The following is a 26,267-nucleotide window of genomic DNA, read 5'->3' as shown; positions in this document are numbered from 1 at the left end:
CCCTAAACACGTATAATTATGAAAGTAGAACAGATATATACAGGATGCTTAGCCCATGCAGCGTATTATATAGAAAATAACAAGGAAGCTGCAATTTTTGATCCTTTGAGAGAAGTTCAACCTTATCTGGACAGGGCTAAAAAAGATAATGCCAGGATCAAATATGTTTTCGAAACTCATTTTCATGCAGATTTTGTGAGCGGTCATCTTGATCTAAAAAAGAAAGCTGGTGCAGAAATAGTTTTTGGACCTCTGGCTAAACCAGATTATGAAGCAACCATCGCTAAAGACGGACAGGTCTTTGAAGTAGGGGATTACAAGGTTAAAGTAATTCATACTCCGGGCCATACAATGGAAAGTACAACATATCTATTAATAGACGAAAATGGTAAAGAACACGGCCTTATCACCGGGGACACTCTATTTATAGGGGATGTAGGAAGACCAGATCTCGCACAGCATGTAGTAGCAGATCTTACCGAACGTAAACTTGCCGGACATTTGTATGATTCTCTTAGATATAAGATCATGCCTTTAAATGATGATCTTATAATTTATCCTAATCACGGTGCCGGTTCTGCCTGTGGTAAGAAAATGAGCAATGAGACCACAGATACCCTGGGCCATCAAAAAAAAGTGAATTATGCCTTACAGGATATGTCCAAAGAGGAATTTATAGATGCTTTGCTTGAAGGTTTAACCAAACCGCCAGGATATTTTCCGCAGAATGTACTTTTGAATATTAAGGGATATGATAGTTTTGATAAGGTAATGCACCGGGCAAAAAAGGGGCTAACTCCTTCATTGTTCATTAGCGAGGCAGAAAAATCTGGTGCGTTGATACTGGATACCAGAAGTGCGGAAGATTTTGCCAAAGCCTTTATCCCCAACAGTATTAATATTGGTCTGGATGGAAGCTTTGCTCCATGGGTTGGTGAGATGATCCCCAGCGTGGATAACCCAATTCTTCTGGTTACCTATGCCGGGAAAGAGGAGGAATCTATCACCAGGCTTTCCAGGGTTGGCTACGACAATGTAATTGGATACCTGGAAGGAGGTTTTGATGCCTGGTTAAAAGCCAAACAGGAATTTGATCATATTGAAAGGATCTCAGCTGAAGAATTTGAGAAAATGTACCTTAATGAAACCCTTAAGGTCATAGACGTTCGTAAGAAAAGCGAATATAATTCTGAACATATTAGGGGAGCTGTAAATATTCCTCTTAACGAGATAAACCAACATCTGGAAGAGATACCTAAAGATGAATTTTTTGTGCTGCATTGTGAAGGAGGCTATAGAAGTATGATCGCTGCCTCTATATTGAAACAGAGAGGATGGGAGACGTTTGCAGATCTAAGAGGGGGATTTAAGGAAATCCTTCAAACCAAAGTGCCCAGGTCTGAATACACCTTGCCTAAATCACTGTTGTAATATTTAATTCAGATAGAAATAATAAGAAAAGCTGAACATCAAGTTCAGCTTTTCTATGCTTGGCTAGGCCGTTTTTTAAGAAATCTCGATTTCTTTTCTTCGTGATTTCATTGCTTCGGCATCTTTCATTAAGGTAAGTTTTAATACTCCGTTTTTGTATTTGGCTTTCACATCTTTTGAAGTATCTACACTTTTTGGTAATTGAAGAGTTCTTTGGAAATTAGAGTAACTAAATTCTCTTCTTGTATAACCATCTTCATCCTCTACATTGTCTAAACTTTTATCTGCTGAAACGTATAGAATATCATCTTCAATACTAACTTCAAAATCTTCTTTTGAATATCCTGGAACTGCAAATTCGATCTCGAATTCGTCTTCATGTTCTTTTACATTCATAGCAGGAAGATCTTGTTTAGTAAAGAAGTCATCATAGAACAAATCATCTAATCCAAATGATTTAGCAAGACCACCATTAATGAAAGGGAATCTTTGCTTTTTAGATTTAACCAGTGACATAACTTTAATTTTTAAATTACTATTCCTTTAATTTAACCCTTGAATTTAGCTAATTAAAAAGCCATAAAACATGATTAAAATCAGTATTCAATAGATTAAATATCAATATTTTAGTATGTTGTAAATGCACGTTAAATCAAGGTTTAACTGAATAATTAAAATCATAGATCATGAATTATTATTATAACAGGAAGATCAAGGGCGATTTCGAAGAGATAATGGAGAAGGTGAAAAAGGAACTCGAAAAAGAAGGCTTCGGGGTTTTAACCGAAATCAATGTAAATGAAACCTTCAAAAAGAAACTTGATGTCGATTTTAGAAGATACCACATTCTCGGTGCCTGTAATGCTCCTTATGCCTATAAAGCAATTGGAACGGAGGATAAGATTGGAACCATGTTACCCTGTAATGTAATCCTTCAACAGATTACAGATAATGAGGTAGAAGTTGCAGCTGTTAATCCAAAGGCCTCCATGCAATCTGTCGAGAATAACGAACTAAGTGATATTGCCGATTCAATCGCAGAAAAGCTGCAAAAAGTTGTGCAGAACATCTAAAATCTACAGGTGATTAATTATTAGAATTTATTCTTTAGCCACTGGGCTAATCATGATATGGGCACGGTGAGTTCCCGGATCCATAAGCCATGGCATTCCGGGAGCTTCTGGTTTGTCTGGAAGACCGGTAGATTCGGTCGTGGCGTAAGGTATATAGACCACATATCTGAATTTCCCATCCTTAAGTTCACCCGTAGTTTTATCATAATTTTCTTTGGAACCTGAAAATACATAAAGTGTGCTGGGACTATCTGGCATTTTAAGTTTTCCCGAATCGGCTTCTTCTTTTCGGATCTTTCTTTTTTCAATTTCAGATTTCCCCTGACTGCTGAGTTCACGTCCCCGGGCCATAAAAGGTTCCAGTTTAGTTGAATAACATGCAACCTGTATTCCTTCGAATTCAGGATCATCAGCTATGCAAATCAGGTTATTGGAACCTTCTCTCAAAACGATCATTTCACCCTGCTGGTTATATCCGTATACCTTGGCGCCACTACGTTTTGTTTCAGGTGCTGCCAGTACTGCTGTTTTTATCTGGATATCTGTCGGTAAAATTTCGGTTTGTGCTTGTGCAAAAGTAGAAATGAATAGTATGATTAAAATTGAAAGAACTCGCATATGATTAATTTTCCTGGTTGTTGATTATTGGTTTATCTTAAAGATAAGAAATATAAGCAGTTTGATAAAAACTGATTTTGTTGAACTGAAAGTGCTATATATCGATCTCTATTTCTTCATTCAGCTTAGGGGTTCTCACATTCCAGTTAAATTCTGAGTTAAGTTTAACTCTGAAGGCATCTAATACCTGTTTTTCGCCGTGTATCAAAAAAACTTCCTCAGGCACGTTCCTGATGTTCTTACACCAATTCAGTAATTCACCCTGATCTGCATGTGCAGAAAGACTTTCCAGTTTAGTGACCTTCGCCTTTAACGGGTAATATTTTCCCCTGATCTTAATTTCATGAACTCCATCCTCTATTTGCCGGCCACGGGTGCCTTCAGCCTGAAAACCTGTAAGCAATAGACGGGTGCTTGGATCATCTATAAACTGTTTTAAATAAGTAAGTATTCTTCCTCCTGTAATCATGCCACTACCTGCAATTACAATCCTGGGAACTTTTTTATCGATGATTTCCCAGGTCCTTTTAAATGATGATACCAGCTCGAATCTGTTTTTCATTGCTTCAAATTCGTGTGTAGCGATCTTATGATATTCAGGAAAACTGCTGAAAACATGGGTAGCATTGATGCCCATGGGACTATCTATGAAAACAGGAATTTCAGGAGCTTTGTTATGTTTAAACAGTTTCCATAGAAGGTAGACCAGTATCTGTAATCTTTCCACGGCAAAGGAAGCAATTAATAAAATTCCCTGTTCATTTATGACCTCTTTGATTAGAGTGGAAAGGATCTTTTCTACATCTTCCTCGGGATGAAGTTTATTTCCATAAGTGCTTTCGAGGAACAAATAATCTGCCCACTTAGGTTTTTCAGGAGCTTCTAATAAAACATCTTCACTCCTTCCCAGATCTCCTGAAAACATGAATACTTTTTCATGAATATGTAACTCTACAGAACAGGCACCCAGGATGTGTCCGGCATGGATAAAGCGAAATTTGATATCTGGTGCAAGTTCTGTCCAAACCTCTGGTTGAACACTTTCAAACAGTTCAATGGTTTTTTCCACGTCATCTAATGTATAAAGTGGCAAGGCCGGAGAGTGTTTTGAATACTTCTCTTCATTGGCGTTTTCAGCTTCTTCTTCCTGGATCTTCGCCGTATCTTCTAGAATGATCTCAGCAATCGCCAGACTGGGAGGAGTTGATAATATAGATCCCTGAAACCCTTGTTTAACAAGTTTCGGAAGGTAACCTGTGTGGTCCAGATGACCGTGGGTGATAATTACATGATCTATAGAACTAACATCCACCGGTAGATTTTCCCAGTTTAGAATTCTAAGTTCTTTCAAACCCTGGAACATTCCGCAATCTATCAATAGCCTGAGATTTTGATGTTCTAAATAGAATTTAGATCCCGTTACCGTTCCTGCCGCTCCCAGGAATTTGATCTTGACTTTATTTTTCATCACAATGATCTTTATTACAAAGAATTTTAAATTCAGAAATTATTCTGTTTTTCCGGTTTTGTGAGATCCCCTGGTGGTCAAGTAAAAATGGTTTTTCTAAAACATGTCTTCCCAGGATAACCCCGCGATTCAACAGAAATTCCTTTTCAGTTGAAGATAATAGGGTAGAGGTTGTCACGGGATACGCGCCGGACCTGTCAATAAGATCTTTAAGACTTTCCCCCTTTGGCGAATCCCAGCTCAATAATTTTATACCAACACAATTACCGTAGGTTATAGCGTCTGAGGTGAATCTTGTATTGGTTACCAGCCAGCCCTCATCTGGATGTTTACTTTTTTCATATGAATAAATATCCTGGAATCTGGAATTTATATAAAGCGGGATCTTAACATCACAATTCCGACCCTCTTCGTTATGAAATTTACATTCTATAAGACTTCTTTTTGAATCCTTAAATGCAATTATATCAACCTCGTGGGTAACACAAACTCCCTGCAGCGTTGCATTAAGTTTGGTATCATAGTTCTGGATCTTAAGTATTTCGGCAATATATTTTTCAAAAGGAAAGCCGGAAGGCCCCAGTTCATAAATAGATTTTTTCAATCCGTAGCGTGAAGCAAAAGCTCCTTTATAATCCTTTAGTAAAGCGAAGGCCCGGTTGTAAACTTCCTTTGTGGAAATACCGTTATAAAGTTCATCTCTAATCTCATCGATAATAGAGGATACCATGGTTTTATTTGCTCCACTTTTTAAAAGTGATCTTCTTAATTTAGAGAATGAGAATTTTACTTTTTGTCCTGAAGATTTTATAATATCTGGTTTATGAGTTTTCATGCAGGCTTTGTTTTCTTAAACATGATCAGGCAGGTTTTCCAAACAGCCTTTTTACCTGAGCTTTGTTGAGCTCTAGGATGGTGAATACTCCCAAAATGATCCCGAGGATACCTGTTAGACAATTGATAATAGCCATTACGAATATAAAATCGTAGTTCCTTTTTTCTCCTAAGTATTTCGCGGTAAGCAAGGTTAGAATTCCCATTACTAGAAAAAAGAGGAATAGGGCAATCCCAATAAACATAACAATTTCACCACCTAATTGAGAGTTCTCCTCGGCCATCTCATTTTCATTGAATATATAAACTCCAAGAAAAATATAGAATAAAGGGATAAGGCTGAAAACGAGTATAAAAATGCCTTTGATGATATAAAGGATCTTAAAAATTCTAAGGTTGTGTTCTTCCTGATCCATGATGTTCCATTAAAAATTTATAGGCGCGTTTTTAAATCAGCAAATTATCCATACTACATTGTGGTTCCTGGATATTGTAATCTGGAAATTAAAACATATGATTTTTAAGGTTTTTATGTAGGGACCGTTGACTTTTCATATTTCTATGAGAAGTCAACATAGTAAAATTACTAAAGATTTCTCATGTTTTGGTTATTTTAAAAAACTGATTGTCAAATATTTGTGGTTATTTTAATATCTTTATAAGGATGTATAAAAAAACCAGGAAATTATGAGACGCGCACTTTGTTTGATTTTGATATTAATGCTTTTTAATTCAAGTTATGCTCAGAAGGAGACATTTCTCACTTTTGAATTTATGAAAGTAGATAACGATCAGGAACCTTTTTATAACGAAACAGAAGCTTTTTGGGAGAAAATTCATGAACAGAGAGTTGCCAGTGGTGATATCGTAGGCTGGGATCTCTGGCAATTATTACCGGGAGGAGAAGACCAGGGATATCAATATTTAACGGTCACTGTATTTGATGATCCTGTAAAAATGATGCGGGCAGGCGAGGGAGTTATGGAAAGCGCGAGGATGGCCTATCCCGATCTTAGCGATGAGGAACTGGAGAATAGAGTAAATATGGCCGGTGGATCAAGGGATCTTTCTGTAAGATTATATTTAAAAGTTATAGACCAGGCTAATCCAGATTATGAAATGAAAGAAGGTATGGTGGCCTCTATAGATCTTATGAAGGCAAAAGAAGGTCTTTATGAAGATTATGAGAGTGCCGAGAGTAAAACATTCAAGCCATATCATAAAACATATATAGATGCAGGAGCAAAAGGCGACTGGCAACTTTTAAGAGTACTTATGCCGCAGGGAACAGAAGTTTATGCAACTCATATCACTGCGAATATGTTCGACAGTTGGGAGCAGTATTTGAATTCTATGGAATTTGATGGAGGGATGACTCCAGATTTGCAGACCAGAATAGATGATGGCGTAACTACCAGAGATTTGAGATGGGTTTATATGGCAACATTATTAAGGATTGTAAGGTAGAAGATCTACATATATATTAAACGGCCCCTGGATCAATATTCCAGGGGCCGTTTAATTTTTCGCTATAGCGAGGCGATCCTCTTTTGTTTTTGATGCCTTATGGCGTCTTTAACAACTCTGAAAATTTCTTTTTTTATGATCTGGTATTTACTATCAAATTCATGCATTTTGATCATTAGTTTGCGATGCTCATGCTTATAATCCCAATCATTTTGGTTAGGTTCATGTTTAACAAATAAGATCTTTACACCATTTTTATGCATAGAGACATCCTGTAGGAGTTTTGAAACTTCTTTTTTCAGTTCAGAAAGTTCTTCCAGGTATTGTTCAGCTTTATTAGTCAAATGTGACTCTACTATAGGGAAAATGTTATTGTTTAAAAGACTTTTTAAAAATTCAATTTCTTTTAAAATAAAACTTAATCTGGAATGCCAGATCACAGAATACTTATGAATAATATCTGGTGATTCCCAGCCATAGGCATTAGATGCTTTCGTACTCATGATTATTGATTTATGGTTAAGGCTATTTTCTATTTAAAAGTAGGTTTGAAGAAAAAACAAACAACTAGAAAATCTGACAAAAATTTATGCCAGCACAGGGCGCTGAAGAATTTGATAAGGTCTTTTAAACCAGCTAATAAGTTATAAAATTCGGTCGAAAAAAATCATGTTTCATGTCAATTTATGATGAGAAAAATTTAAATATCCAACCAACTGTAGTTTTTTGTAATTTTAATTCTCTTGCCACAACTTTCCTGCTTCTAAAATTTTTAATTATGATAGAATCTCCGTGGCTCGTAAATATTCTTTCGGGATTAATCGTTTCCCTGATCCTCTTCAGTTTTGGATATTTAATTGGAAAAAGAAGAGAAAAGAACAGGCTTAAAGGAAAGAATATAGAGGAATATGACTTTTATCCCTTCGATCTGGATGAAGAAAAAAGACTCTATTTCGATCTGAAAGATTTCAGGTTAGGCATCTATTATTTTTTAAAGAATAGAGACTATTCTGCTGCCCGGCAACTTATTCTTTTAGGGGAGCAAAATGAAGTGAGGCATAAATTAAACAGTAATGATCTAAAGCAATATCAAAAGCTTTATAAGAAATATGATGGTGATTCCATTTTTAGCGATAACTCAGAATTTCTGGAAAATTATAAAAGGATCGTACGTCTCATTGGAGATTCTTTTCCTGAACTGGGTATTGAGATCTTATTGCATGATCTTTCTAATCCTGCCAAATCGTTGTGCGCAATAGAGAATAATATAACCGGCAGAAAGATTGAATCTGGAGCAACCAATTTGGTCCTGGATCTTAAAACCCGGAAAATGCAGTCGTTAGACAAACTAAATTATGAACTGAATATAGGAGCCAGAAAGTTTAAATGCACCACAATCCCGATTTTTAGGAAAAACCTTGGTCTGGTTGCGGCAATATGCATCAATGTAGATGTAAATTATTTGCAGGAAAAGGTGATGGCAGACATAAAGAATGTAGAAGAATTTTTCAGGATCTTCTGTAAGACCGAGATGAGTCTGAATGAAAATATCTTAAGTAAAGATGAATACAGGTTTGCATTAGAAGGCAAGAGGCACTGGCAGGACCGTACTATTTAAAATCCTAAACTTTTAAACGGAAGCCGAAAACAGGGAGTTCTTTTTGTATAAAATCAAGATCTTCAGATCTTTTAAATCCAAGAGTTTTATACATTTTCCAGGCTATTTTCATGAATTCGGTAGAATGTATGATAAGCTCCTTATTTCCGTCACGGATAGTCTTTCTTATACAGTGCTGCACAATTTTTTTTCCTATACCAAGACCGCGAAATTTTGGATCTACCGCAAGCAATCTAAATCCTGAGGCATTTTTTTCCTGGGTTGCCGAACCCCCAGAACCATAATAGCTCATATCGCTAAAATATACAACGGCTCCCAGGACTTCATCATTATCGGAAACTGCCACCAGTAATTCGGTGCAGGGCTTCCTGGTTACCTCTCCAATATTTAAAAGCATTTCATAATATTCGGGTTGTTCGTCTTTTGAAGGAAAACCTTCTAAACTGGAATATACCTTCACCAGTAATTTTCCAATCTCATGGAATTCCTCGGGATTAGCCTGTCGAATATTTATTCTGTTTTCTTTCATATTTATACTCAGATTGCAGCTGCATTAAAATCTTATTAGCTCAAATATTCTGTTATCGGGATTATCGGCATCTGTTTTTTTTTTATTCAATTTAAAACCATTTTTACAAAGTAAACATAGAGAAGTAGAGTTCTCGTAACTGGTGTAGGCTTCGATCTTATCCAGTGCGAGAATTTCGAACCCATATTTTATCACTGCCTGCATAGCTTCGTGCATTATTCCTTTCCCCCAGAATTCAGGGTTTAGGTCATAACCAATTTCTGCTGTTTTTCTATCTTCTGAGATATTCCACAGGCATATGGAACCTATCATTTTAGGATCCTCTTTTAAGCAAATGAACCAGTTCACCAATTTGTCATTTGCCATATTTGAAAGCGCATTTTCAATAAACTCAATAGCCTCTTCCTCAGTTTCAGCACTGGATCGCTTAACAAATTGATTAACGGTGCTATCTGTTCTTAAATATGATACCACGGGCCAATCAGCAATTTGTGGTTCTCTTAGAATTAATCTTTGAGTTTTTAGTAAAGGAAATGGTTTGAATATCAAGGTTTTTATTTTAGATATTTTGCAACTTCACATGATTCCCCTTAATCCAGAGAAGATCAGAATTGCGATGAATAATACAAGAAAGCTTTTCATTGCATAGAAGAAATTACATTAGAAAACCATTTTCAGCATCTATAGGCCTAGGGATCTCCTTATCGTCGATCATTTCTCTAAGATCGATCTCAATTCCCCTGGCGATCGAGGTGATAGGCACATCATTATAAGTTCCTTCAAATGGATTTTCAGAATAATCACCGATCTTTTTCCATCAGAAAAAAAACCCAGATAATGAGCGCGGAGAAAAACGGACAGATCCAGAATATCCAATTATTAGCTTCCTGAAAGATATCTAACAGACCTAAAGGCACGAATGCACAGAATACGAAAGTAAGCCATAATGCTGTTGAAGCATACTGTCTTGGAAACGGGAAATTCTTTATTCTTTCAGATTTTCCCTGATCCTCATAAAAACTTACCATCAGTTGATGAAGTTCCATATGCCTGAAATCGTCAAAATAATTCAGGTCCTTTAATTCCTGTAACCTTATGGCCTGGCGTTTCATGATCTGGGTAGCTAGATTTGATTTTCCTTCAAGGTGAGATAATTCCTCCTTAGATATGAATTCAAGTAATTCCTTATTAAGCTTTGTATTATAATCTTCACAAATAGTAGGAGAATAAACCTCTTTAAGTCGATTTTCGAGATGCTCCCAGGGTCTGCTCAACCTAAGTTGATGCCTTAAAGCAGTGATCCATGCCAGATGCCTGTAGATCAATTCTTTTTTAACCCTTTCATCATCTTTCCCCTGGATGAAAGAAACGGAAGCTGCAGCAAAGCTCCTGCTATTATTAACTATACTTCCCCAGATTTTTCGAGCTTCCCAGGTACGGTCGTAAGAGCTGTTATTTTTAAAGCCCAGGTAAAATGCTACGGCAATACCAATAATACTAATGGGTTGCCATGGGACATAAAATTGTTGATCGATCAAAATATACCCTGCACAAACTAGGATTGAATATAGCAGCCCTATCAATAATGGTTTTTTTGACCAGTTTAAGGTCATCCAGAAACCGTAATTTCTTTTTACATACATAATTGCGAAATAATGCCAGCAAACGATATTATTACTTTTAAATGTACTTAATTTTTTAAAAGCCTAATCATGTTTTTTTAAAGTTAGAGATCTAAAACCAATAAATTGAAATTGAGACACTGAATTGAATTACAGTTATTTAGAAAAATATCGTAAATTTCTATTAATAAATAATTTGGTAATGCCAGCGATTAGAAAACCAATAATTACCTATACAGGCATCGACCAAAAGGTAACTTATGATGATCCCGATTCTACTATTCTGGATTGCTCCATAAGTAACCAGATTCCACATTTACATGAGTGTGGTGGAAACGGAAGATGTTCTACCTGCAGGATCAGGGTTATCCAGGGTTCTACAAATTTGACTCCGCGTACATTGAAAGAACAACAAATGGCCGAATTCAGGCGATGGGATCCCTCCATCAGGCTTGCCTGCCAGTGTTATGTGAAAGGAGATGTAGATATTCAAAGACTTGTATGGACAAGTTCAGAAGTTAATAAGCTTCAATTAGAAACAGTTCCCGATGGAGAGGCTGAAGAACGTGCGATCGCAATTCTATTTTGTGATATCAGGAATTTTACAAAAATGGCCTTTGAAAATAACACCTTCGATATTGCGCACGTCCTGAACAGGTTTTATACGATTATAGGAGATCCTATTCTATTGAACAATGGTGTGATTTATCAGTACATAGGGGATGAGATCGTGGGATTATTCGGAATTTCGGGAGGTACACGGGAGAAGAACTGTCGTGATGCTGCCAGGGCTGCTTTAGGGATGTATTATGCCATTGAGCATTTGAATCATATGGAACTTGTAGATTTTGATCTTAAGATTAAAACAGGTATCGGGATCAATTTTGGCCGAGCGTATATTGGTCATCTTGGGCATCCCAAGCATAAGCAGCTCGCGATTGTTGGTGATCCTATCAATACTGCGAGTAGAATTCAGTCATTTAATAAAGAGGTTAATTCAAGGATACTTATTTCCCATTCAGTTTATAAAAGTGTTCCCGAAGATACCTTTGAAATAGGAGAGGAGTTTATAACCAGGTTTGCAGGACACGAACATGAAAGTCAGTTATATGAGTTAAAGGGATTCAAAAAAATGGATACTCAGCTGGAACTTCAGAAATCATTAGATTACATATTTTCAAATAAAGAAAGGTTTGCCGCGAAATTCTATGAACGAGTATTTGAAAAAGCGCCTCAAGCCAGGGATCTTTTTAAAAAGAATATGAGGGACCAGGGAAGATTACTTACCCATATGCTTGGAGGTATAGTTTATTCAATGAGCAGACCTGAACACCTGGAATCCGGACTTGCCTTTCTGGGTAAAAGCCATGCCAAATATGGAGTTACAGAAGAACATTACCCTGTAGTTCTCAGCTCTATGATAGAAACCATACGAGAGGAACTTGGAGAACATAGTACTCCAGATCTTATTTCAGCCTGGGAACAGGTATTAGTCTATGTGACCGACGAAATGAAGAAATACACCAATTAATCACCATTTCCGAAGGTTATTATAAAACCGTCCGGATCTTCAATATCAAAATCTTTCATTTTGTAATCCCTGTCTTCAATATCGTTGACGATTTTGATCTTTTCATCTTTGCAATGCTTATAGACATCATCAATATTGTTCACAAAAATATAAAGTGCACGATGATATTTTGAAGGTCTTCCACCATCAGACCGCTTAGTAAGATGAATTCCGACTCCACCTTTTTTTACAACCGCATAATACATAGGTTCACCCCATTCAAAGGTTTTTTCAAACCCCAGCTTATTGGTATAGAATTCTATGGATTTGGAAAGATCACTAACCGGAAAAATTGCTGCCGAGTGAGAGAAGTTGTTTGAATCTGACATATCATAAAAGTTAGAACCTGAAATATCTCAAACTTTAATTTGATCTATTACAGAGGAAGTTAGTGTTCAGTTTTTAACGATTATTTCCCTTTAAGCACCTATTATATAACAGAATCAACGGGTCTTAGAGTCAAAAAGCAATGAGTTAGATCGGAATATAAAAGGACAGATAGGGAAATATCTGCTAACAATTTTTAATTATAGTAAATATATGTAAAAAACTGATAATCAGTATACATGGGTTGTTCAGAGTTTAATTATTGAAAAAACTGGAGGGTTTAGGTATTATAATTCTAAATCAACTTAATCACTATATGCCCCGGCGGAATAGGTAAGCTCATAGCTATGGGTATAAATTTCGAATACGATGCCAAAAGGATCTTCTACATAACACATTCGATAGGGTTTTTCATTAGGGTAATACTCTCTAATTGGCATACGCTGTTTTCCGCCAGACGAAACTATCTTTTCAATTAGACCTTCTATATCCGGGTCCTGGACGCAAAAGTGGAATAACCCTGTATTAAATGGATTAAATTCTGGAGCCTCTTTTTTTCCATTCGGAAAAGAGAAAAGCTCAATTCCAATACCATCTGAGGTAGACATATGAGCAATCTCAAACCTGGTCCAATCTTCACCAAATACATCGATACACATTTGGCCAATTGCGGTATCTTTTTCTTTTCTCACGACGGAAGGTTGCATGATAATATACCAGCCCATTACTTCTTTATAGAACTTCACTGCCTTTTTAATATCTGGGACGGTAATCCCTATATGGGAAAAAGACTTAGGATACCTTGGACTATTCATAATGTATTCTTTTAAAATTCAAAGTCTTAATATTAGATAGATACGATCACTTTCCCTCTTGCTTTACCTTTAGCCAGGTATTCGTAGGCATCAACTGCATCTTCAAACGAGTAGATAAGATCTACAATTGGTTTAATATCTCCATTTTCAACCATTGCTTTGATCTCCTTCAGCTGCTCTGCATTGGGTTGCATCCAGGTAAGTTTATATACGGCAGATTTTTTTTCAATGAGCTTGGCCAGTTTCTCTGGCAATTCGTAATCCTTAATACCCATTTGCCTGGCTGTTTCTTCATCTGGCGGACCCACTATGGTAGATACTTTTCCGCCATCTTTTATTATTTTAAAAGCATCAAAAGTATGCTCATCACCAATGGTATCGAAGACTATATCCAGGTTTTTTGCAACTTCTTTATAATCTTCCTTGGTATAATCTATAACACGGTCTGCTCCTAAGGCTTTGACCCAATCTACATTTTTGGTACTGGTAGTGGTGTAGACAATAGCTCCTTTCTTTTTCGCATATTGGATAGCCAGACTTCCTACACCCCCAGAGCCAGCATGTATCAAAATTCTGTCATCTTTTTTAATTCCAACATTTTCCAGTGCCTGCATAGCTGTAAGTCCTGTTAGAGGTAAGCCAGATGCTTTTTCGAAAGATATATTAGTAGGTTTCTTGGCAACCAGCTCACTTTTTATTGTTACGAATTCAGCTACGGTACCCATTTGTTCTTGTGGGACCCTGGAAAAGATCTCATCTCCAACTTCAAAATCTTCAACTTCATCACCTTTTTCGATCACTACGCCACTTACATCAAAACCTATAGTGCATGGTAGATCCAGTGGTACCATATCTTTTAAATGACCCTGCACTATTTTATAATCTATGGGATTCAAAGCCGCTGCTTTTACTTTCACTAGAATATCCTTGGATTTTATGGTTGGTTTTTTCACCTCTTTTATAGCAAGCCCATCTTTGATTTCTCCGTATTTAATTATTTGTAATGCTTTCATAATTTATATTTTATCCTTTGGACACCAGTAAATTAAGTCTTCTTTTGGATTTTTCTATTCTTTTCTGAAAGAATCTTAATTCAGATGTAATTATATTTTTTTACCAGCAGGACTTCAGAAGTTTTAATTTTTCACATGGGACAATAGAGTACGAGTAGGGACTGGATAATAAAAAATATTATAAAGGGTAGGACCAGGTAACCCATGATGTCCCTGGCCTGGATTTTAATTCCAGCAGCCATTATAGGCAATACTAAAAGTAAATAAAATGGCTGCAGAAGATTGCTTAGGCTTTCACCATAGGCAACGGCCAGCGAAGCCCGTGAAATTATCTCTGTAACTTGCTCGGCAGGTAATCCAATACCAATTTCTTTCACCGCATTGATGATACTGGGGCCAACCACAGCGAATTCTCCACCAGCCGAAGGTATGGCAAAATTCACGAGCCCACCGGTCAAATAAGCATAAAAAGGATAGGAGTCTATGTTTGCCTGAGAGGCCATTAATTGCCCCAGCTTTTCTCCTAATCCTGTATATAGCATAATCCCCATAATACCAGCATAGAAAGGATACTGAAATAATATTCCTGAAACATTACTACTGGATCTTTTCATGGAAATTACATAGCGCATAGGTGTTTTATGCAGCAATAAGCCAGTTATAATGAAAATGAAAATCATGATATTAAAATTAAGATCGAACCCCTTTGAGCTAAAATGATAAACAATATATGACAGCCCCATTATTACTATGATCATTTGAAGAACGTAACTGTTATTCATTTTATCTGAATAGGACCTGAAAGGCAATTTCAGGCTCTGGGCCTCCTCTTTAATGGTCAGATTATTCGAAGTCTCTTTCGAAATCATTAGGTCACTAATTTCTTTATCTCTGGTATTTTTCGGTCTTAAAATTAGAATTGCAAGAGGAGCAAGGATTAGTAAAGTAAAGATCATTGTAATATTTAAAGTAGAACCCAGCGTGTAGGAAGTTGGGATCACTTTATCCAGAATACCAGACTGGATTAAAAAATTATTTTCAGTATTCAGCAATAATGGAATAGAACTGCTAAAACCTGAAACCCAGGTATTCGCTGAAAAATAAACGCAGGCAGTAAGGAATGGATAATTAACCCCTTTTACACGAAGAGCCAGTTCCCTGGCCAGAACGCAGGTAATAACTATCCATCCAAAACTGATAAGAGTAAATAATAATCCAATAAAAACTACGATAAAATAAACCTGACTGGGTGAATTAATATGCCTGGACAGGGAGTCGATCCCTTTTTTAATGACAGGAGAAAGGGCTATACTATAACCTGTAATTACAATTAAAACTATTTGCATCGCGAAGGCTAGAAGGTCAAAAAAGCCGTCATACCAGGATATGATAATGTCCAATGCAGTAACTTCTAGCCATAAATAGGCTCCAATACCTGTGATAAGCGTGAGGAGAATAGCAAAGACAAACGCATTTGGCATATATTTCAAATATATGTACGTTAACTTTTCTCCAAGTTTTTCGATCATTTTGAGGTTATAAAATTAAAGTTGGCGGTTTGATCTAACTTTCAATCATCTTTATCTTTTTTACCCCAAATCTCAACTTTCGCTCTTTTGTTCACTACCATGGCCCCTTTGGAATCATATTCCAGTTCCAGTCTTTTTACTTTTTCGTTTTTGTTAGGAACAGCGAAATTTGAGGAAGACATTCCCTTGGTCAGTATCCCAATACCCCTGGCATCATATTCCTTTTTTTCACCATTGTCCATTACTATGGTAACTTTTTTTAATTGCAGGGTGCCCTGAACACATTTTATCTTGATCTTGTCTATATTGCGCTCATTTCCGGTTAATTGTACATTATCTTTTTCGCTTTTAAAAGCCACTAACTTTTCCCCAACCTTCTTCCATGATTCATCCTGGGAATATCCCGACATAGAAATAAAAAAAACGAACAACAGTAAATATCTCATTTTCATATCTTTTTGATTTATTGACTTAACTGTCTTAAATTTAACGATTTAGGTTTTAATTACTTGACTTTTATTTTTTTATAAATGAAAATAGAGGAATAAAAATTCATTTATTATTGAAATAAATACATCGATAGGCCATGTTAGAAAAGTAAAATATAGAAATGTTCTGCAAGAACATGAAGGGAATAAGAAGGGCAGGTTTTATCCAAAAATGGAGAGAGAATGGTTAAAAGTATTTTTTTGGTTAAAATCGTTGATCCAGGTAATCTTTGAGAAAGATCATAATAACTATGGCAATAAAAATTGAAACAGTGAGCATTTTATATTGTCGATATAACTCCTTTTTCGCATTAAGCCTTATTTGGGTTATTACTTTCTTAAGCTGATTTTCATCGATCCTATCAATCCCAATTCCATCATTTCTAATTTTATCCAGATAGATATTTTCCCTTATATCTTCCTTAAACTTTGGTCGATTGGAATACAGCAAAGATTTGTTATGTTCATGAAGGCTTTTTGGCCCCCTTTCAACAGACATATTTTAAAATATTTGAAAATGAAGGAGTTATTCCTTTCTTAAAGATATAAAATTTTATTTCAACTTATTTTTGATATACTGAAACCCCATTTTTGATGGTTTCTAAAACCACGATATCTTTTATTTTATCCTTCTGGACCTTAAGCGGATTATTATCCAGAATGACCAGGTCGGCAAGTTTTCCTACTTCCAAAGTACCTTTTCTATCTTCTTCAAAATGCTGGTATGCACTCCAGGCGGTAATTGCTTTTAATGCTTCATAAGGGGTTAGACGCTCATTTTCCCCAATGATAGTTCCAGATCTGGAAGTACGTTCCACCGCAGTCCATACTACCCGCATTAAATTAGGCAGAGCTACTGGGGCATCAGAATGTACTGTAACCTTCATGCCTTTATCCAGGGCAGTTCTCATTGGGCTTATTTTATTACCAAGTTCATTCCCAATAATTTGCTTGTGCCAGTCACCCCAATAAAAAGTATGAAGCGGGAATAAAGATCCTATTACTCTCATTTCGCTAAAGTCATCAAGCTGGTCATCACGAACGTACTGCCCGTGTATGAGCACAAACCTTCTTTCTTCATTACCATATTCTTTAAGAAGCGGTTTTAACGTTCGAATCATTTGATCCATAGCAGCATCTCCATTAGCATGGGTAAGTGTTTGCCAGTTATTTTCAAGGGCTTTTCTATAGAGAGTGCTTACGTCTTCATCATTTGGAATTGCAGGATATCCTGAATAATCTTTTTCAGCTCCGTCTGGTGGAATTAAATATGGTTCTGTTCTCCAGGCCGTTCTTCCCTGGGGTGAACCATCAAGAGTTAGCTTCATACCCCCGAATCTGAAATGATTATTATAGTCCCTGTCATACCATTTCGTTGTTAGATATTTATCTGTAAATAGATAATCTACATAACTTACAACATCCAGTTTCAGGTTTCCGGCTTCAGCCATCTCTATTAAGTAATCTGCATTCTGCATAGTTCTTCCTTCCTGGGCAGTGGTATATCCATATGAAAGGGCCATTTCCTGGCCTGCCTCAAAAAATTTAAAATTGGCCTCTGGAGATTTTGGAGCTATAGCATCCAGCATAAAGGGGATGGCAGCAAGTTCCTCTAATACCCCGTTAGGCTCATTGGAATCTTTTTCACGCCTTATCAGGCCTCCTTCGGGATTTTCGGTAGCTGCAGTGATGCCTAATTTTTCCAGTCCTTTAGAATTTACAACAGCAAAATGTCCCGAAATATGAGTGATCATAATCGGGTATTCGGTAGTAACTTTATCAAGGTCATGTTTGGTTGGAAAACGCTTTTCTTCTAATACGGAATCGTCGAAGCCGGTACCGAAAATCCAACCGGTCAATTCCCTGTTTTCAGGAGTATCCCATTTTTTTAGAATTTCTATGATCTTCGGGATATTGTCGGCATCGGCATCTGGAGAGGGTAGGAGTATGGCACCAATCGCCTGTGAAGCAAAATTGCTGAAATGTGCATGACCATCGATTAGCCCCGGAAGCAAAGTTTTACCTTTTAGATCGACCTCCAGGAAATCATTACCGGCATTCTCTTTAGCTCCATTTAAATTACCTACATAAGTAATGATTTCACCATTAATGACGAGCGCTTCTGCGTATGAAGGCAGATCACCAGCCATAGTTATAATATCTCCACTATGAAATATTGTGACTCGAGTGTTTGACTCCTGAGCATTGAGTAAGTTCAGAAATGGCAAGCAATAAACTAGAAGAGCTAAAAAGGCTAAGGTAATTTTCATAATCACGGTATTTAAAATGCTTGCTGTGAACTGTAAATCAGCATGTTAAATATAAGAAGCGATTTTTTATTAACCTTAGGATCATTGAAATAACTCTATGGATATTCATTTTAAATTCTTTTTTGAAGTAGTATTTATTGATCTTCAATAAATTACAAATGAAAAATATGTTAAAAGCAATTATTTTGTTTAATTAATTCATTAAAAATATAAACAAAATGTTTATATTTAAAATAAAAAATGGAAACAAATCAAAAAAACTTCAGAGAGAGTTTTGTGCTTGCCGATATGCATAGCGATGGTGTCTATTTTGATCAGACTATTCTTAAAGCTCAAAAGGAAATTGTACAGGATAGTAATGATAGACCTTCAGTTTAACTGCAATCACATATTGTGTTAACTTTTGGGTTATCAAGCAATTAAGAAATCACTTTTTAAAATTGGGAAGTGAAGTACTGAGCTATGGATTATCATACAAAGAAAATTCCATTGTATAGTCAAAATACTCAGGTTGTGATATTCCTTGTGAATATTTAAGATTTTCGGGCTGGTTATATTTTTTAATATAGGCCTGGCTAATTTTGTGGTTGATCGGGTTTTCGGCATCAATTTTTTCACCCTGGACCCTGATTACTTCCTCACCATATTTAATTTCTCCTACACCCGTTCTCTGAAATTCAGTGAACCAGCTTTTTTCACTTTTATTCCAGCTTCTTGCAAAAAGCCTTTTGTCTACCTCTACCATCCAGATCTTTAAAAAGCTATCTCTGGTTATGCCTCCCTTTATTTCGATAAGGGTATGCTTAGCTAAAAATTCATATAATTCTTTAGGGAACATATTTTGGTAATAAAAGTTTGAAATGCTTACCTATTTTGAAAAGAAAGTTGAAAGACTTAAATGCGTTCTTCTTTCTGATTATTATTTTTTAATTATCTATAATCGCGTCTGCTTCGATCTCTATCAACCATTCCGGATTAACGAATCTGCTTACCTGCATAATCGTATCCACCGGTTTGATCTTCCTGAAAAATTCAGATCTAACTTCTATAGCGGCTTTCCAATCATTTATGTCTGTTAGAAGAATTCTTGTTCGCACTACATCATCTAATCCAGATCCCGCTTGTTTCAGAGCTGCCTGTATAATTTCGATACATTTTCTGGTCTGTACTTTTATGTCACCAGCTCCCACGGTTTTTCCGTTTTTATCTACAGGTGCTGTTCCTCCAACTGTGATATAAGGTCCCACTTTTACCGCCCTACTGAACCCGATTATATCTTCTAATGGATTTCCGTTCGAAATTAATACTCTTTTCATAATAATGTATTTAGAGTATTCAAGTTAATACTAAAATTCCGTTCCAGTCCTAATAGATTTAGGCGCTAGATTAATTACAAAATCAAAAAAATATCTTCAAAGTGAAATAAAACTTAATGATCTTATGTCGATTAGGTAGTGATCTTAATATAGCTATTTCAGGTCCCAGGTAACCAGTATATTATCGGTATAAACCACATCACTGGGGGTGAAACCATTAGAAAGATCACTTTTTCCTCTAATTACTATTTCATTCAAACCCTGATCGTTATTGTACAATCTCATTCCGCCGTTAAAGTTATTCCCATAATTAATTTTCACAACCTGTCCCTTCTCTATTTCAGAAGCTTCGCTAATTAATTTAGCTTTATCGAAGGCATCTTTAGTTGCAAGTTTAATTATTTCCTTTTGAACACTTCTTTTTAAGGTATCTGATAGTTTAAAATTGAAATTGAGGTCAACTTGAGATCTACTACCTGAAAATTGTTTCAGGATCCTGGAAATATTATCCTTATCATTTTTAAATTCTAGCTGTATCTGCTGGCTTGCTATGTAGCCACTATCAACATTTTTGTTATCTCTGTATACCGTATTTTTATGAACCTCAAAATTATTTGTTCTAATCGAAGAGCGCTGGAATCCAATTTCAGAAAGTTGATCACTGATCGCTGTGGATTTTTGATTCAGACCATTTATAGATTGACTAAAAAGACTGTCGATATTAGTGATATTGATATTCAGAATTCCGATATCTGGAGTAATAGCAACTTTTGCAAATCCCACCACTTCCAGAGTATTCGAGGTTTTAACATTTTGAGCACTAGTGATAAATGAAATTAAAAAAATAATGATCGCGTATGATTTCTTCATATTCTATATTGATTTAAAAGCACTATTCTATAATATTTTAAGGAATAAAATCCTGGGATTCTCCAGAAGATGAATTTAATTCTTTTCTGGATAGTTGATTAAAATTAATTCAGTTTTAACCTTGATTAAGACAAATGATATCCTCAATATCCTGGATTTCTTCTATTTCACTTTTTGAATAATCAGCCTTCCAGGCTCTCATTACTTTTTGAATGGTATCTCTATCCGTCTTTTCAACAATAGCTATAATTTCTTCCGGAAGCATATTGCTCATTTCACAGTATCCTATTGTAATATAGGTATCTTGCTCAAGATTCGGAATCTTGAGAGTGTCAAGTGGCAATAAAACCTCCTGGTAATTATCATCAAAAGTAATACTGGAAAGGAGAATTAGATTTTTCTCATTTTTTCTGAAATGAGTAATGCGATGAGTTGGTTCCATGCCATTTTTGATATAGGAAGTATCTGTGACCTTTTGATAGTCCTTTAAAATAGCTAATTCCTTGTAGTCTGAAAATGATTGTTCAAAAACATCATTTTCCTTTTCTAATTCTGATCTTTTTGAATTTTGGCAACTTAGAATTAGTAGCAAGATCATTAAAATTAAAGCTTGTGGTCTCATATACCTTATATTAATAACGGTCTGGGTTGTTAAAGATTCAGAAATTATTTTTCAATTTCAGAAAGCTAGAACCTTCTTTCCTGTGAAGTTAACTATTTTCTTTCTAGTTGTTGGAACTAAAAGAATTATCCTGCTTTGCATTTAGAAATTTTCACTATCTCCTTTCCTGAATTCTTTATTTGAGCCGTTTTAATCTTTCTATCTTTATCTTTTTCAAAATAGAAACCATAGCCCTGTATGCGTATCATTAATGCCCACCAAAATAATCTGAAAAATATTGATCTAAGCATCCCTGAAAATCAATTGATCGTAGTGACCGGTTTATCGGGTTCCGGGAAATCATCTCTGGCCATGGATGTGATCGCAAATGAGGGTTATCGTTATTTTTTAGAGAGCCTCCCGGCATATAACCAGCAAAATGCACAGCTTATACCCACGGCTGAGGTAGATGAAATTGAAGCACTCCCGCCAGTGATCAAGGTAGGGCAATCAAAACGCTTTCAGTCTATTAATGCCACTTTCGGCACACTCTCAGAGCTTACAGCTGTATTCAGGATCTTATTTGCTCGATATTCCGCAAAGGAAACCATGAGTAAATCAATCTTTTCCTTTAATCATCCCAAAGGAGCTTGCGAGCGCTGTCATGGAATTGGACATGCAGAATATATCGATATCAATAAATTAGTAGGAGATGAGAGTAAGACACTTAAAGAAGGAGCTATCACCACTACCTTGCCTAACGGTTATATCGTTTATTCTCAGGTAACGGTGGAGGAATTAAATAAGGTATGTAAAGTTCATGGTTTTAATGTGGATGTGCCCTGGAAGGAACTTTCAGAGGAGCAAAAGGATGTCATTCTAAATGGTAGCGACCGCATAAAAGTGTTTTATGGCAAACATACTTTGGAGTCACGGTTAAGATGGGAAGGCTTTAAAGCGAAGCCTCGCGAAGAAGGTTATTATAAAGGGATACTACCGATCATGACCGATATTTTAAAACGGGATCGAAATAAGAACATTCTGAAATTCGTGAGCTCCAGTATTTGTCCCAGTTGTAATGGTGCACGTATAAAAGCTGAACATCTGAAATTTAAATGGAAAGGACTGAACTTCCAGGAATGGATGGATCTTTCGCTAAACGATCTGTATGACAGGCTTAAGAAACAGGAGCTGGTCGAAGGAGAAAATGTGCTGGTTGATAAGATCTGTATTCAATTGATTGATCTTATAAGATTAGGGATGGAAGATTACAAGTTAAGCACTCCCAGCAGTGATATTTCTTCTGGAGATGCCCAACGTATCAAATTGATAGGGCAGGTAAACAGCAATCTGCAAGGCATTCTATATGTGTTTGATGAACCTTCCATAGGCTTAGCTGAAGATTATCAGCGCTATTTAAGGCATATTCTGAATCGGTTGATAAGTCGCGGAAATACGGTAATGGTTGTAGAGCATGATTTAAATTTTATTCGTTCAGCAGACTGGATCGTAGAATTAGGTCCCGAAGCAGGAATACATGGAGGAGAAGTGATCTTTAATGGCCCGATCCAGGAATTTTTGAATGCCGAAAACCTGAACAGTCCCACCTTAAATGAATTACACGATTCAGCCACAACTTCTAAGAATAAACATAAACGAGAATCAGCAGATTCATTTCAGCCGCAATCAGGCGAGTTGTGCGTGGTGAGCAGAAATACTCCTGAAATACAAAATAGGCTATCCGCATATGGTGAAAAAGAGGATCTGAACCTTCTTACAGTTTCCGATCAGCCCATAGGTAAAACTCCCAGAAGTAATCCGGCTACTTATACCGGTTTAGCGGATAAGATCCGTGATCTGTTAGCTAAATCACTGGAAGCTAAAGCCCAGAAATTAGGTAAAGGAGCTTTTTCGTTTAATAATAAGCGGGGAAGATGTGAAACCTGCGAGGGGGCCGGTGTGATCACTTTATCCATGAACGTGATGGGAACTATTAACCAAGTTTGTCCCAGCTGTAACGGGAAGCGTTTTAAGGATGAGGTTCTGGAAGTGCATTGGAACAATAAGAATATTGCAGATATATATAACTTGAGCATAGAGGAGGCTTACGATTTCTTTAGTGATGAAAAGCAGCTCACCAAAATTCTTTCTTTGATGCTGCAACTGGGGCTGGGTTATATCAAACTGGGGCAGCCTTCCAATACTTTATCTGGCGGTGAGGCGCAACGTATCAAGCTTACCAAGCATTTTGCAAAACAATCAAAAAAGACGCTGCTAATACTGGAAGAACCCAGTATTGGTTTGCATCAGCAGAATTTGAGACAGTTGCTTAAAGCCTTGCACCAGCTTAAAGCACAAACCGCGGGAATTATTTGCTTTGAGAATCATCCGCTTTTTCAATCTTCTTGCGACAGGTGGGTGGATAATACCATTAAAGCTGAGCCAATAGATCTCAAAGATCTAACAGAACAGGATATTGATAAAATATCTATTAAAGGTGCCCGAACTCATTATCTTAAGGATCTGGATATTGAATTGCCTAAAAACCAGTTGACTGTTTTTACCGGAATTTCGGGTTCTGGAAAATCTTCTTTGGTGATAGATACCCTGCACGGCTACGGACTGCAGGAAATGACCAAACAGTTTTCATCTTATCAGCAATCCAGGGCAGGAGTGAATTTTCAGTTTGAAGTTGAAAATATTGAAGGGCTAAGTCCAACGATCTGTGTTACCAGAAAGGAAAGGAGTTTTACAGAGCGTTCAGATATTGCCAAACAAACGGGAATAGATAAGATCTTACGCTTTGTCTTTTCCAGAAAAGCGCAATTTGAAGGAAAGGAATTATCTGCTAGCCATTTTTCCAATAATCACGAATTAGGAAAATGTGCCATTTGCGATGGCATAGGTGAGGAATTGCTGCCAGATCTTAATAAAATTGTACTTGATAAGGAAAAGAGTATTGCAGAAGGTCTCTTTGAACATAATAAGGCGCTGGCCTATTATGGGCAAGCAGGGAGCCAGTATATGGCGATCGTAAAAGAACTGGGGGCTACGTATGGATTTGACCTGAAAACGCCTTTTAAGCAGCTGGATGACCAACAAAAAGAGATCCTTTTTCAGGGAGCAGGGGATAAGGTCTGGAAAGCAGATTGGCTATTCAAAACTAAAACCAGGGAAGGTATTCAAGAAGTAAGTATGAAATGGGAAGGGCTTTTTCATTACTTAAAGGAAGAATACTATAAGACTCGTAAAAATAAGCATATCGATAAGCTCAAAGCACTTTTCTCTCCTGCGGAATGCAGTCATTGTGAGGGAAGTGGATTAAAGCCGGAACGATTAGCCTTTAAAATTGGAGGAAACTCCATCCATGAAATAAAGGGCATGGATTTTAAAACTTTGGAAGAATGGCTTTCAAATGTTGATAAGTATGAAGAGATCGATCAAAAACTCATTTGCAAAATTCAGCCTTATTTGATCAATACCATCAAAAGAGCAAAACAATTGCATATTGATCACCTGCAACTCAACAGAAAATCAACCACTCTTTCCGGAGGAGAGAACCAGCGGGTAGCACTGATCAAACAGTTGAACAGTCCGCTGAAGGGTATTACCTATCTTTTAGATGAACCTTCGGCAGGATTATCTAATGACAATATCCCGGACCTGATCAATATTCTGAAAGAACTTATTGAAAAAGGCAATACGGTGCTGGTGATCGAGCATAACAAAGAGATCATTCTTTCGGCTGACCGACTGGTGGAACTCGGACCTCTGGCCGGCAAGCTGGGAGGTTATATTTCTTATGAGGGAAGTCCTCAGGATTTCCTGAAACAACCAGAATGTCATCCATTTCTGAAGGCGCCATCAAAAAAGGTTGAGTTGAAAGCAGGGAAGGATCATATAGCCATTAAGAAATTGTCGAAACACACACTGGTGAAGGATGGGCTGGAAGTACCTGTTGGCGGGATCACAGCCATTAGCGGTAAATCAGGAATCGGGAAAACTACCTTAGTAAAAGAGATCCTGATACCCAGCATTCAAACCGGCAGGCCGGTCAATTGTGAAAGCATAAAATTTCCGGGGAAATATGAAGGAGCCCATTATTTTGAAACCAAAAAACTTCGATCTCACGCGAAAACCTTATTGGTTTCATATCTGGATCTGTTGAAGGATATAAGTAAGATTTTCGCAGCCGAATCAGATCTGAAGGCTCGGGACTTTTCATATAAAACAAAAACCAGTCAGTGTCCCAACTGCAAAGGCAGGGGATTTACTGAAACCAGCCTTGATGTAGCTGCGAATGCGATTGAAAAATGTGAAGTATGTAAGGGACAGCGCTACCAGCCACATATACTGGAGCATACTGTTCAGTCGAAGAACATTGCTGAGGTACTTGCATTGAATATTACAGAATTAAAAGAATGGTTGAATGAGGTAAAGGCACCTGCTTCAATATTCCAGTTCCTTGATCAGTTAAATGAGATCGGTTTGTCACATCTTAGACTGGATCAACCGGTGCAATCACTTTCTTCAGGAGAGAAGCAACGATTATTGTTGTTGAACTGGCTGAATGATCAGGCTAAAGATGAGCTTTATATTTTAGATGAACCAAGTACGGGATTACACTATGCTGATATAGATCTTTTGTATGCGATATTAAAGAAACTCGGTGAACAAAATGATATTTTGATCATTGATCATAATCCATATTTACTGGGGAAAATAGGGATTGGAGCAACTTTAAAGTAAAACTTAACTTTACAAGTTCAGCAGAAGTCAATTAAAATTTTGGGAAGAGTTATTCCAAA

General features: G+C 36.7%; 27 protein-coding genes. 7 read left to right on the top strand and 20 right to left on the bottom strand.

From position 1 onward, the window contains the following. The first annotated feature begins 18 nt into the window (after nt 1-18). Nucleotides 19-1,431, top strand: a complete 1,413-nt coding sequence (locus tag G3I01_RS16195) for an MBL fold metallo-hydrolase (protein ID WP_219549616.1) — start codon at nt 19-21, stop codon at nt 1,429-1,431. A gap of 75 nt (nt 1,432-1,506) precedes the next feature. On the opposite strand, the gene G3I01_RS16190 is transcribed toward G3I01_RS16195, so the two are convergent. After that, complete coding sequence (locus G3I01_RS16190) at nt 1,507-1,947, bottom strand: Hsp20/alpha crystallin family protein (RefSeq protein ID WP_219549614.1); 441 nt, start codon at nt 1,945-1,947, stop codon at nt 1,507-1,509. A 170-nt stretch (nt 1,948-2,117) separates the two neighbouring features. Between G3I01_RS16190 and G3I01_RS16185 the strand changes: the two genes are divergently transcribed. Beyond that, nucleotides 2,118-2,504: a DUF302 domain-containing protein gene (locus tag G3I01_RS16185; protein ID WP_219549612.1), complete on the top strand. Its 387-nt coding sequence runs from the start codon at nt 2,118-2,120 to the stop codon at nt 2,502-2,504. 27 nt (nt 2,505-2,531) lie between these two features. Here the strand turns inward: G3I01_RS16185 and G3I01_RS16180 are convergent, their stop codons facing one another. The 4 genes from G3I01_RS16180 to G3I01_RS16165 all read right to left on the bottom strand — a co-directional run bounded on the left by G3I01_RS16180 (nt 2,532) and on the right by G3I01_RS16165 (nt 5,840). Then, a complete protein-coding gene (locus tag G3I01_RS16180) occupies nt 2,532-3,122 on the bottom strand; it encodes a hypothetical protein (RefSeq protein ID WP_219549610.1) in 591 nt (196 codons plus the stop codon). 94 nt (nt 3,123-3,216) lie between these two features. Further along, nucleotides 3,217-4,590: an MBL fold metallo-hydrolase gene (locus G3I01_RS16175; protein ID WP_219549608.1), complete on the bottom strand. Its 1,374-nt coding sequence runs from the start codon at nt 4,588-4,590 to the stop codon at nt 3,217-3,219. Continuing rightward, nucleotides 4,580-5,425 (bottom strand): restriction endonuclease, encoded by an 846-nt coding sequence (locus G3I01_RS16170; protein WP_219549606.1) that lies wholly within the window; start codon nt 5,423-5,425, stop codon nt 4,580-4,582. The genes G3I01_RS16175 and G3I01_RS16170 overlap by 11 nt, the downstream gene beginning before the upstream one ends. A gap of 25 nt (nt 5,426-5,450) precedes the next feature. Continuing rightward, on the bottom strand, nt 5,451-5,840 hold the full coding sequence (locus G3I01_RS16165; protein WP_219549604.1) for a hypothetical protein: 390 nt from the start codon (nt 5,838-5,840) through the stop codon (nt 5,451-5,453). A gap of 271 nt (nt 5,841-6,111) precedes the next feature. Between G3I01_RS16165 and G3I01_RS16160 the strand changes: the two genes are divergently transcribed. Next, nucleotides 6,112-6,891, top strand: coding sequence for a hypothetical protein (locus tag G3I01_RS16160; RefSeq protein WP_219549602.1), 780 nt, complete (start codon nt 6,112-6,114; stop codon nt 6,889-6,891). 62 nt (nt 6,892-6,953) lie between these two features. On the opposite strand, the gene G3I01_RS16155 is transcribed toward G3I01_RS16160, so the two are convergent. Then, nucleotides 6,954-7,394 (bottom strand): hypothetical protein, encoded by a 441-nt coding sequence (locus G3I01_RS16155; protein ID WP_219549600.1) that lies wholly within the window; start codon nt 7,392-7,394, stop codon nt 6,954-6,956. A 275-nt stretch (nt 7,395-7,669) separates the two neighbouring features. Here G3I01_RS16155 and G3I01_RS16150 point away from each other — a divergent pair, with 275 nt between their 5' ends. Then, a complete protein-coding gene (locus G3I01_RS16150) occupies nt 7,670-8,509 on the top strand; it encodes a PAS domain-containing protein (protein ID WP_219549598.1) in 840 nt (279 codons plus the stop codon). Between the two features lie 4 nt (nt 8,510-8,513). Here G3I01_RS16150 and G3I01_RS16145 read toward each other — a convergent pair whose 3' ends face one another. The 3 genes from G3I01_RS16145 to G3I01_RS16135 form a co-directional block, all read right to left on the bottom strand. After that, on the bottom strand, nt 8,514-9,038 hold the full coding sequence (locus G3I01_RS16145) for a GNAT family N-acetyltransferase (protein ID WP_219549596.1): 525 nt from the start codon (nt 9,036-9,038) through the stop codon (nt 8,514-8,516). A gap of 24 nt (nt 9,039-9,062) precedes the next feature. Further along, complete coding sequence (locus G3I01_RS16140; protein ID WP_219549594.1) at nt 9,063-9,587, bottom strand: GNAT family N-acetyltransferase; 525 nt, start codon at nt 9,585-9,587, stop codon at nt 9,063-9,065. A gap of 251 nt (nt 9,588-9,838) precedes the next feature. Continuing rightward, nucleotides 9,839-10,681 (bottom strand): bestrophin family ion channel, encoded by an 843-nt coding sequence (locus G3I01_RS16135; RefSeq protein ID WP_219549586.1) that lies wholly within the window; start codon nt 10,679-10,681, stop codon nt 9,839-9,841. Between the two features lie 181 nt (nt 10,682-10,862). Here G3I01_RS16135 and G3I01_RS16130 point away from each other — a divergent pair, with 181 nt between their 5' ends. Continuing rightward, nucleotides 10,863-12,191 carry an adenylate/guanylate cyclase domain-containing protein gene (locus G3I01_RS16130; protein ID WP_219549584.1) on the top strand — a complete coding sequence of 443 codons (1,329 nt, stop codon included), beginning with the start codon at nt 10,863-10,865 and terminating at the stop codon, nt 12,189-12,191. On the opposite strand, the gene G3I01_RS16125 is transcribed toward G3I01_RS16130, so the two are convergent. From G3I01_RS16125 to G3I01_RS16095, 7 genes are all read right to left on the bottom strand, one after another. After that, nucleotides 12,188-12,559, bottom strand: coding sequence for a glyoxalase superfamily protein (locus G3I01_RS16125; protein ID WP_219549582.1), 372 nt, complete (start codon nt 12,557-12,559; stop codon nt 12,188-12,190). The two genes, G3I01_RS16130 and G3I01_RS16125, sit on opposite strands and share 4 nt — an antisense overlap. Nucleotides 12,560-12,862: 303 nt before the next feature. Next, nucleotides 12,863-13,372 (bottom strand): lactoylglutathione lyase family protein, encoded by a 510-nt coding sequence (locus G3I01_RS16120; RefSeq protein WP_219549580.1) that lies wholly within the window; start codon nt 13,370-13,372, stop codon nt 12,863-12,865. 32 nt (nt 13,373-13,404) lie between these two features. Then, a complete protein-coding gene (locus tag G3I01_RS16115; RefSeq protein WP_219549578.1) occupies nt 13,405-14,385 on the bottom strand; it encodes an NADP-dependent oxidoreductase in 981 nt (326 codons plus the stop codon). Nucleotides 14,386-14,516: 131 nt separating this feature from the next. After that, nucleotides 14,517-15,914, bottom strand: a complete 1,398-nt coding sequence (locus G3I01_RS16110; protein ID WP_219549576.1) for a TIGR00366 family protein — start codon at nt 15,912-15,914, stop codon at nt 14,517-14,519. Nucleotides 15,915-15,955: 41 nt separating this feature from the next. Continuing rightward, complete coding sequence (locus G3I01_RS16105) at nt 15,956-16,360, bottom strand: hypothetical protein (protein WP_219549574.1); 405 nt, start codon at nt 16,358-16,360, stop codon at nt 15,956-15,958. Nucleotides 16,361-16,607: 247 nt separating this feature from the next. Continuing rightward, nucleotides 16,608-16,901, bottom strand: a complete 294-nt coding sequence (locus G3I01_RS16100) for a hypothetical protein (protein WP_219549572.1) — start codon at nt 16,899-16,901, stop codon at nt 16,608-16,610. Between the two features lie 64 nt (nt 16,902-16,965). Next, a complete protein-coding gene (locus tag G3I01_RS16095) occupies nt 16,966-18,672 on the bottom strand; it encodes an amidohydrolase (protein ID WP_219549570.1) in 1,707 nt (568 codons plus the stop codon). Between the two features lie 240 nt (nt 18,673-18,912). On the opposite strand from G3I01_RS16095, the gene G3I01_RS16090 reads away from it, so the two are divergent. Further along, entirely contained in the window at nt 18,913-19,050 is a 138-nt protein-coding gene (locus G3I01_RS16090; protein WP_219549568.1) for a hypothetical protein, read from the top strand. A gap of 82 nt (nt 19,051-19,132) precedes the next feature. Here the strand turns inward: G3I01_RS16090 and G3I01_RS16085 are convergent, their stop codons facing one another. The 4 genes from G3I01_RS16085 to G3I01_RS16070 all read right to left on the bottom strand — a co-directional run bounded on the left by G3I01_RS16085 (nt 19,133) and on the right by G3I01_RS16070 (nt 21,480). Next, nucleotides 19,133-19,510: a DUF2255 family protein gene (locus G3I01_RS16085; protein ID WP_219549566.1), complete on the bottom strand. Its 378-nt coding sequence runs from the start codon at nt 19,508-19,510 to the stop codon at nt 19,133-19,135. 88 nt (nt 19,511-19,598) lie between these two features. Further along, entirely contained in the window at nt 19,599-19,988 is a 390-nt protein-coding gene (locus G3I01_RS16080) for a RidA family protein (protein ID WP_219549564.1), read from the bottom strand. 153 nt (nt 19,989-20,141) lie between these two features. Then, nucleotides 20,142-20,858, bottom strand: a complete 717-nt coding sequence (locus G3I01_RS16075; RefSeq protein ID WP_219549562.1) for an SIMPL domain-containing protein — start codon at nt 20,856-20,858, stop codon at nt 20,142-20,144. Between the two features lie 115 nt (nt 20,859-20,973). Further along, a complete protein-coding gene (locus tag G3I01_RS16070) occupies nt 20,974-21,480 on the bottom strand; it encodes a hypothetical protein (protein ID WP_219549560.1) in 507 nt (168 codons plus the stop codon). 237 nt (nt 21,481-21,717) lie between these two features. Here G3I01_RS16070 and G3I01_RS16065 point away from each other — a divergent pair, with 237 nt between their 5' ends. After that, nucleotides 21,718-26,208 (top strand): ATP-binding cassette domain-containing protein, encoded by a 4,491-nt coding sequence (locus G3I01_RS16065; protein WP_219549558.1) that lies wholly within the window; start codon nt 21,718-21,720, stop codon nt 26,206-26,208. Nucleotides 26,209-26,267 lie beyond the last annotated feature (59 nt).

The organism is Gramella sp. MT6, assembly GCF_019357415.1.
Lineage (GTDB): Bacteria > Bacteroidota > Bacteroidia > Flavobacteriales > Flavobacteriaceae > Christiangramia.
The sequence above is the reverse complement of the archived record's forward strand: the minus strand, read 5'-3'. Positions and strand labels throughout refer to the sequence as shown.

What these genes read in the sequence shown, in the direction of transcription:
- G3I01_RS16195 (WP_219549616.1), top strand. Translation starts at nt 19, where the DNA reads ATGAAAGTAGAACAGATATATACAGGATGCTTAGCCCATGCAGCGTAT.
- G3I01_RS16190 (WP_219549614.1), bottom strand. Translation starts at nt 1,947, where the DNA reads ATGTCACTGGTTAAATCTAAAAAGCAAAGATTCCCTTTCATTAATGGT.
- G3I01_RS16185 (WP_219549612.1), top strand. Translation starts at nt 2,118, where the DNA reads ATGAATTATTATTATAACAGGAAGATCAAGGGCGATTTCGAAGAGATA.
- G3I01_RS16180 (WP_219549610.1), bottom strand. Translation starts at nt 3,122, where the DNA reads ATGCGAGTTCTTTCAATTTTAATCATACTATTCATTTCTACTTTTGCA.
- G3I01_RS16175 (WP_219549608.1), bottom strand. Translation starts at nt 4,590, where the DNA reads ATGAAAAATAAAGTCAAGATCAAATTCCTGGGAGCGGCAGGAACGGTA.
- G3I01_RS16170 (WP_219549606.1), bottom strand. Translation starts at nt 5,425, where the DNA reads ATGAAAACTCATAAACCAGATATTATAAAATCTTCAGGACAAAAAGTA.
- G3I01_RS16165 (WP_219549604.1), bottom strand. Translation starts at nt 5,840, where the DNA reads ATGGATCAGGAAGAACACAACCTTAGAATTTTTAAGATCCTTTATATC.
- G3I01_RS16160 (WP_219549602.1), top strand. Translation starts at nt 6,112, where the DNA reads ATGAGACGCGCACTTTGTTTGATTTTGATATTAATGCTTTTTAATTCA.
- G3I01_RS16155 (WP_219549600.1), bottom strand. Translation starts at nt 7,394, where the DNA reads ATGAGTACGAAAGCATCTAATGCCTATGGCTGGGAATCACCAGATATT.
- G3I01_RS16150 (WP_219549598.1), top strand. Translation starts at nt 7,670, where the DNA reads ATGATAGAATCTCCGTGGCTCGTAAATATTCTTTCGGGATTAATCGTT.
- G3I01_RS16145 (WP_219549596.1), bottom strand. Translation starts at nt 9,038, where the DNA reads ATGAAAGAAAACAGAATAAATATTCGACAGGCTAATCCCGAGGAATTC.
- G3I01_RS16135 (WP_219549586.1), bottom strand. Translation starts at nt 10,681, where the DNA reads ATGTATGTAAAAAGAAATTACGGTTTCTGGATGACCTTAAACTGGTCA.
- G3I01_RS16130 (WP_219549584.1), top strand. Translation starts at nt 10,863, where the DNA reads ATGCCAGCGATTAGAAAACCAATAATTACCTATACAGGCATCGACCAA.
- G3I01_RS16125 (WP_219549582.1), bottom strand. Translation starts at nt 12,559, where the DNA reads ATGTCAGATTCAAACAACTTCTCTCACTCGGCAGCAATTTTTCCGGTT.
- G3I01_RS16120 (WP_219549580.1), bottom strand. Translation starts at nt 13,372, where the DNA reads ATGAATAGTCCAAGGTATCCTAAGTCTTTTTCCCATATAGGGATTACC.
- G3I01_RS16115 (WP_219549578.1), bottom strand. Translation starts at nt 14,385, where the DNA reads ATGAAAGCATTACAAATAATTAAATACGGAGAAATCAAAGATGGGCTT.
- G3I01_RS16110 (WP_219549576.1), bottom strand. Translation starts at nt 15,914, where the DNA reads ATGATCGAAAAACTTGGAGAAAAGTTAACGTACATATATTTGAAATAT.
- G3I01_RS16105 (WP_219549574.1), bottom strand. Translation starts at nt 16,360, where the DNA reads ATGAGATATTTACTGTTGTTCGTTTTTTTTATTTCTATGTCGGGATAT.
- G3I01_RS16100 (WP_219549572.1), bottom strand. Translation starts at nt 16,901, where the DNA reads ATGTCTGTTGAAAGGGGGCCAAAAAGCCTTCATGAACATAACAAATCT.
- G3I01_RS16095 (WP_219549570.1), bottom strand. Translation starts at nt 18,672, where the DNA reads ATGAAAATTACCTTAGCCTTTTTAGCTCTTCTAGTTTATTGCTTGCCA.
- G3I01_RS16090 (WP_219549568.1), top strand. Translation starts at nt 18,913, where the DNA reads ATGGAAACAAATCAAAAAAACTTCAGAGAGAGTTTTGTGCTTGCCGAT.
- G3I01_RS16085 (WP_219549566.1), bottom strand. Translation starts at nt 19,510, where the DNA reads ATGTTCCCTAAAGAATTATATGAATTTTTAGCTAAGCATACCCTTATC.
- G3I01_RS16080 (WP_219549564.1), bottom strand. Translation starts at nt 19,988, where the DNA reads ATGAAAAGAGTATTAATTTCGAACGGAAATCCATTAGAAGATATAATC.
- G3I01_RS16075 (WP_219549562.1), bottom strand. Translation starts at nt 20,858, where the DNA reads ATGAAGAAATCATACGCGATCATTATTTTTTTAATTTCATTTATCACT.
- G3I01_RS16070 (WP_219549560.1), bottom strand. Translation starts at nt 21,480, where the DNA reads ATGAGACCACAAGCTTTAATTTTAATGATCTTGCTACTAATTCTAAGT.
- G3I01_RS16065 (WP_219549558.1), top strand. Translation starts at nt 21,718, where the DNA reads ATGCGTATCATTAATGCCCACCAAAATAATCTGAAAAATATTGATCTA.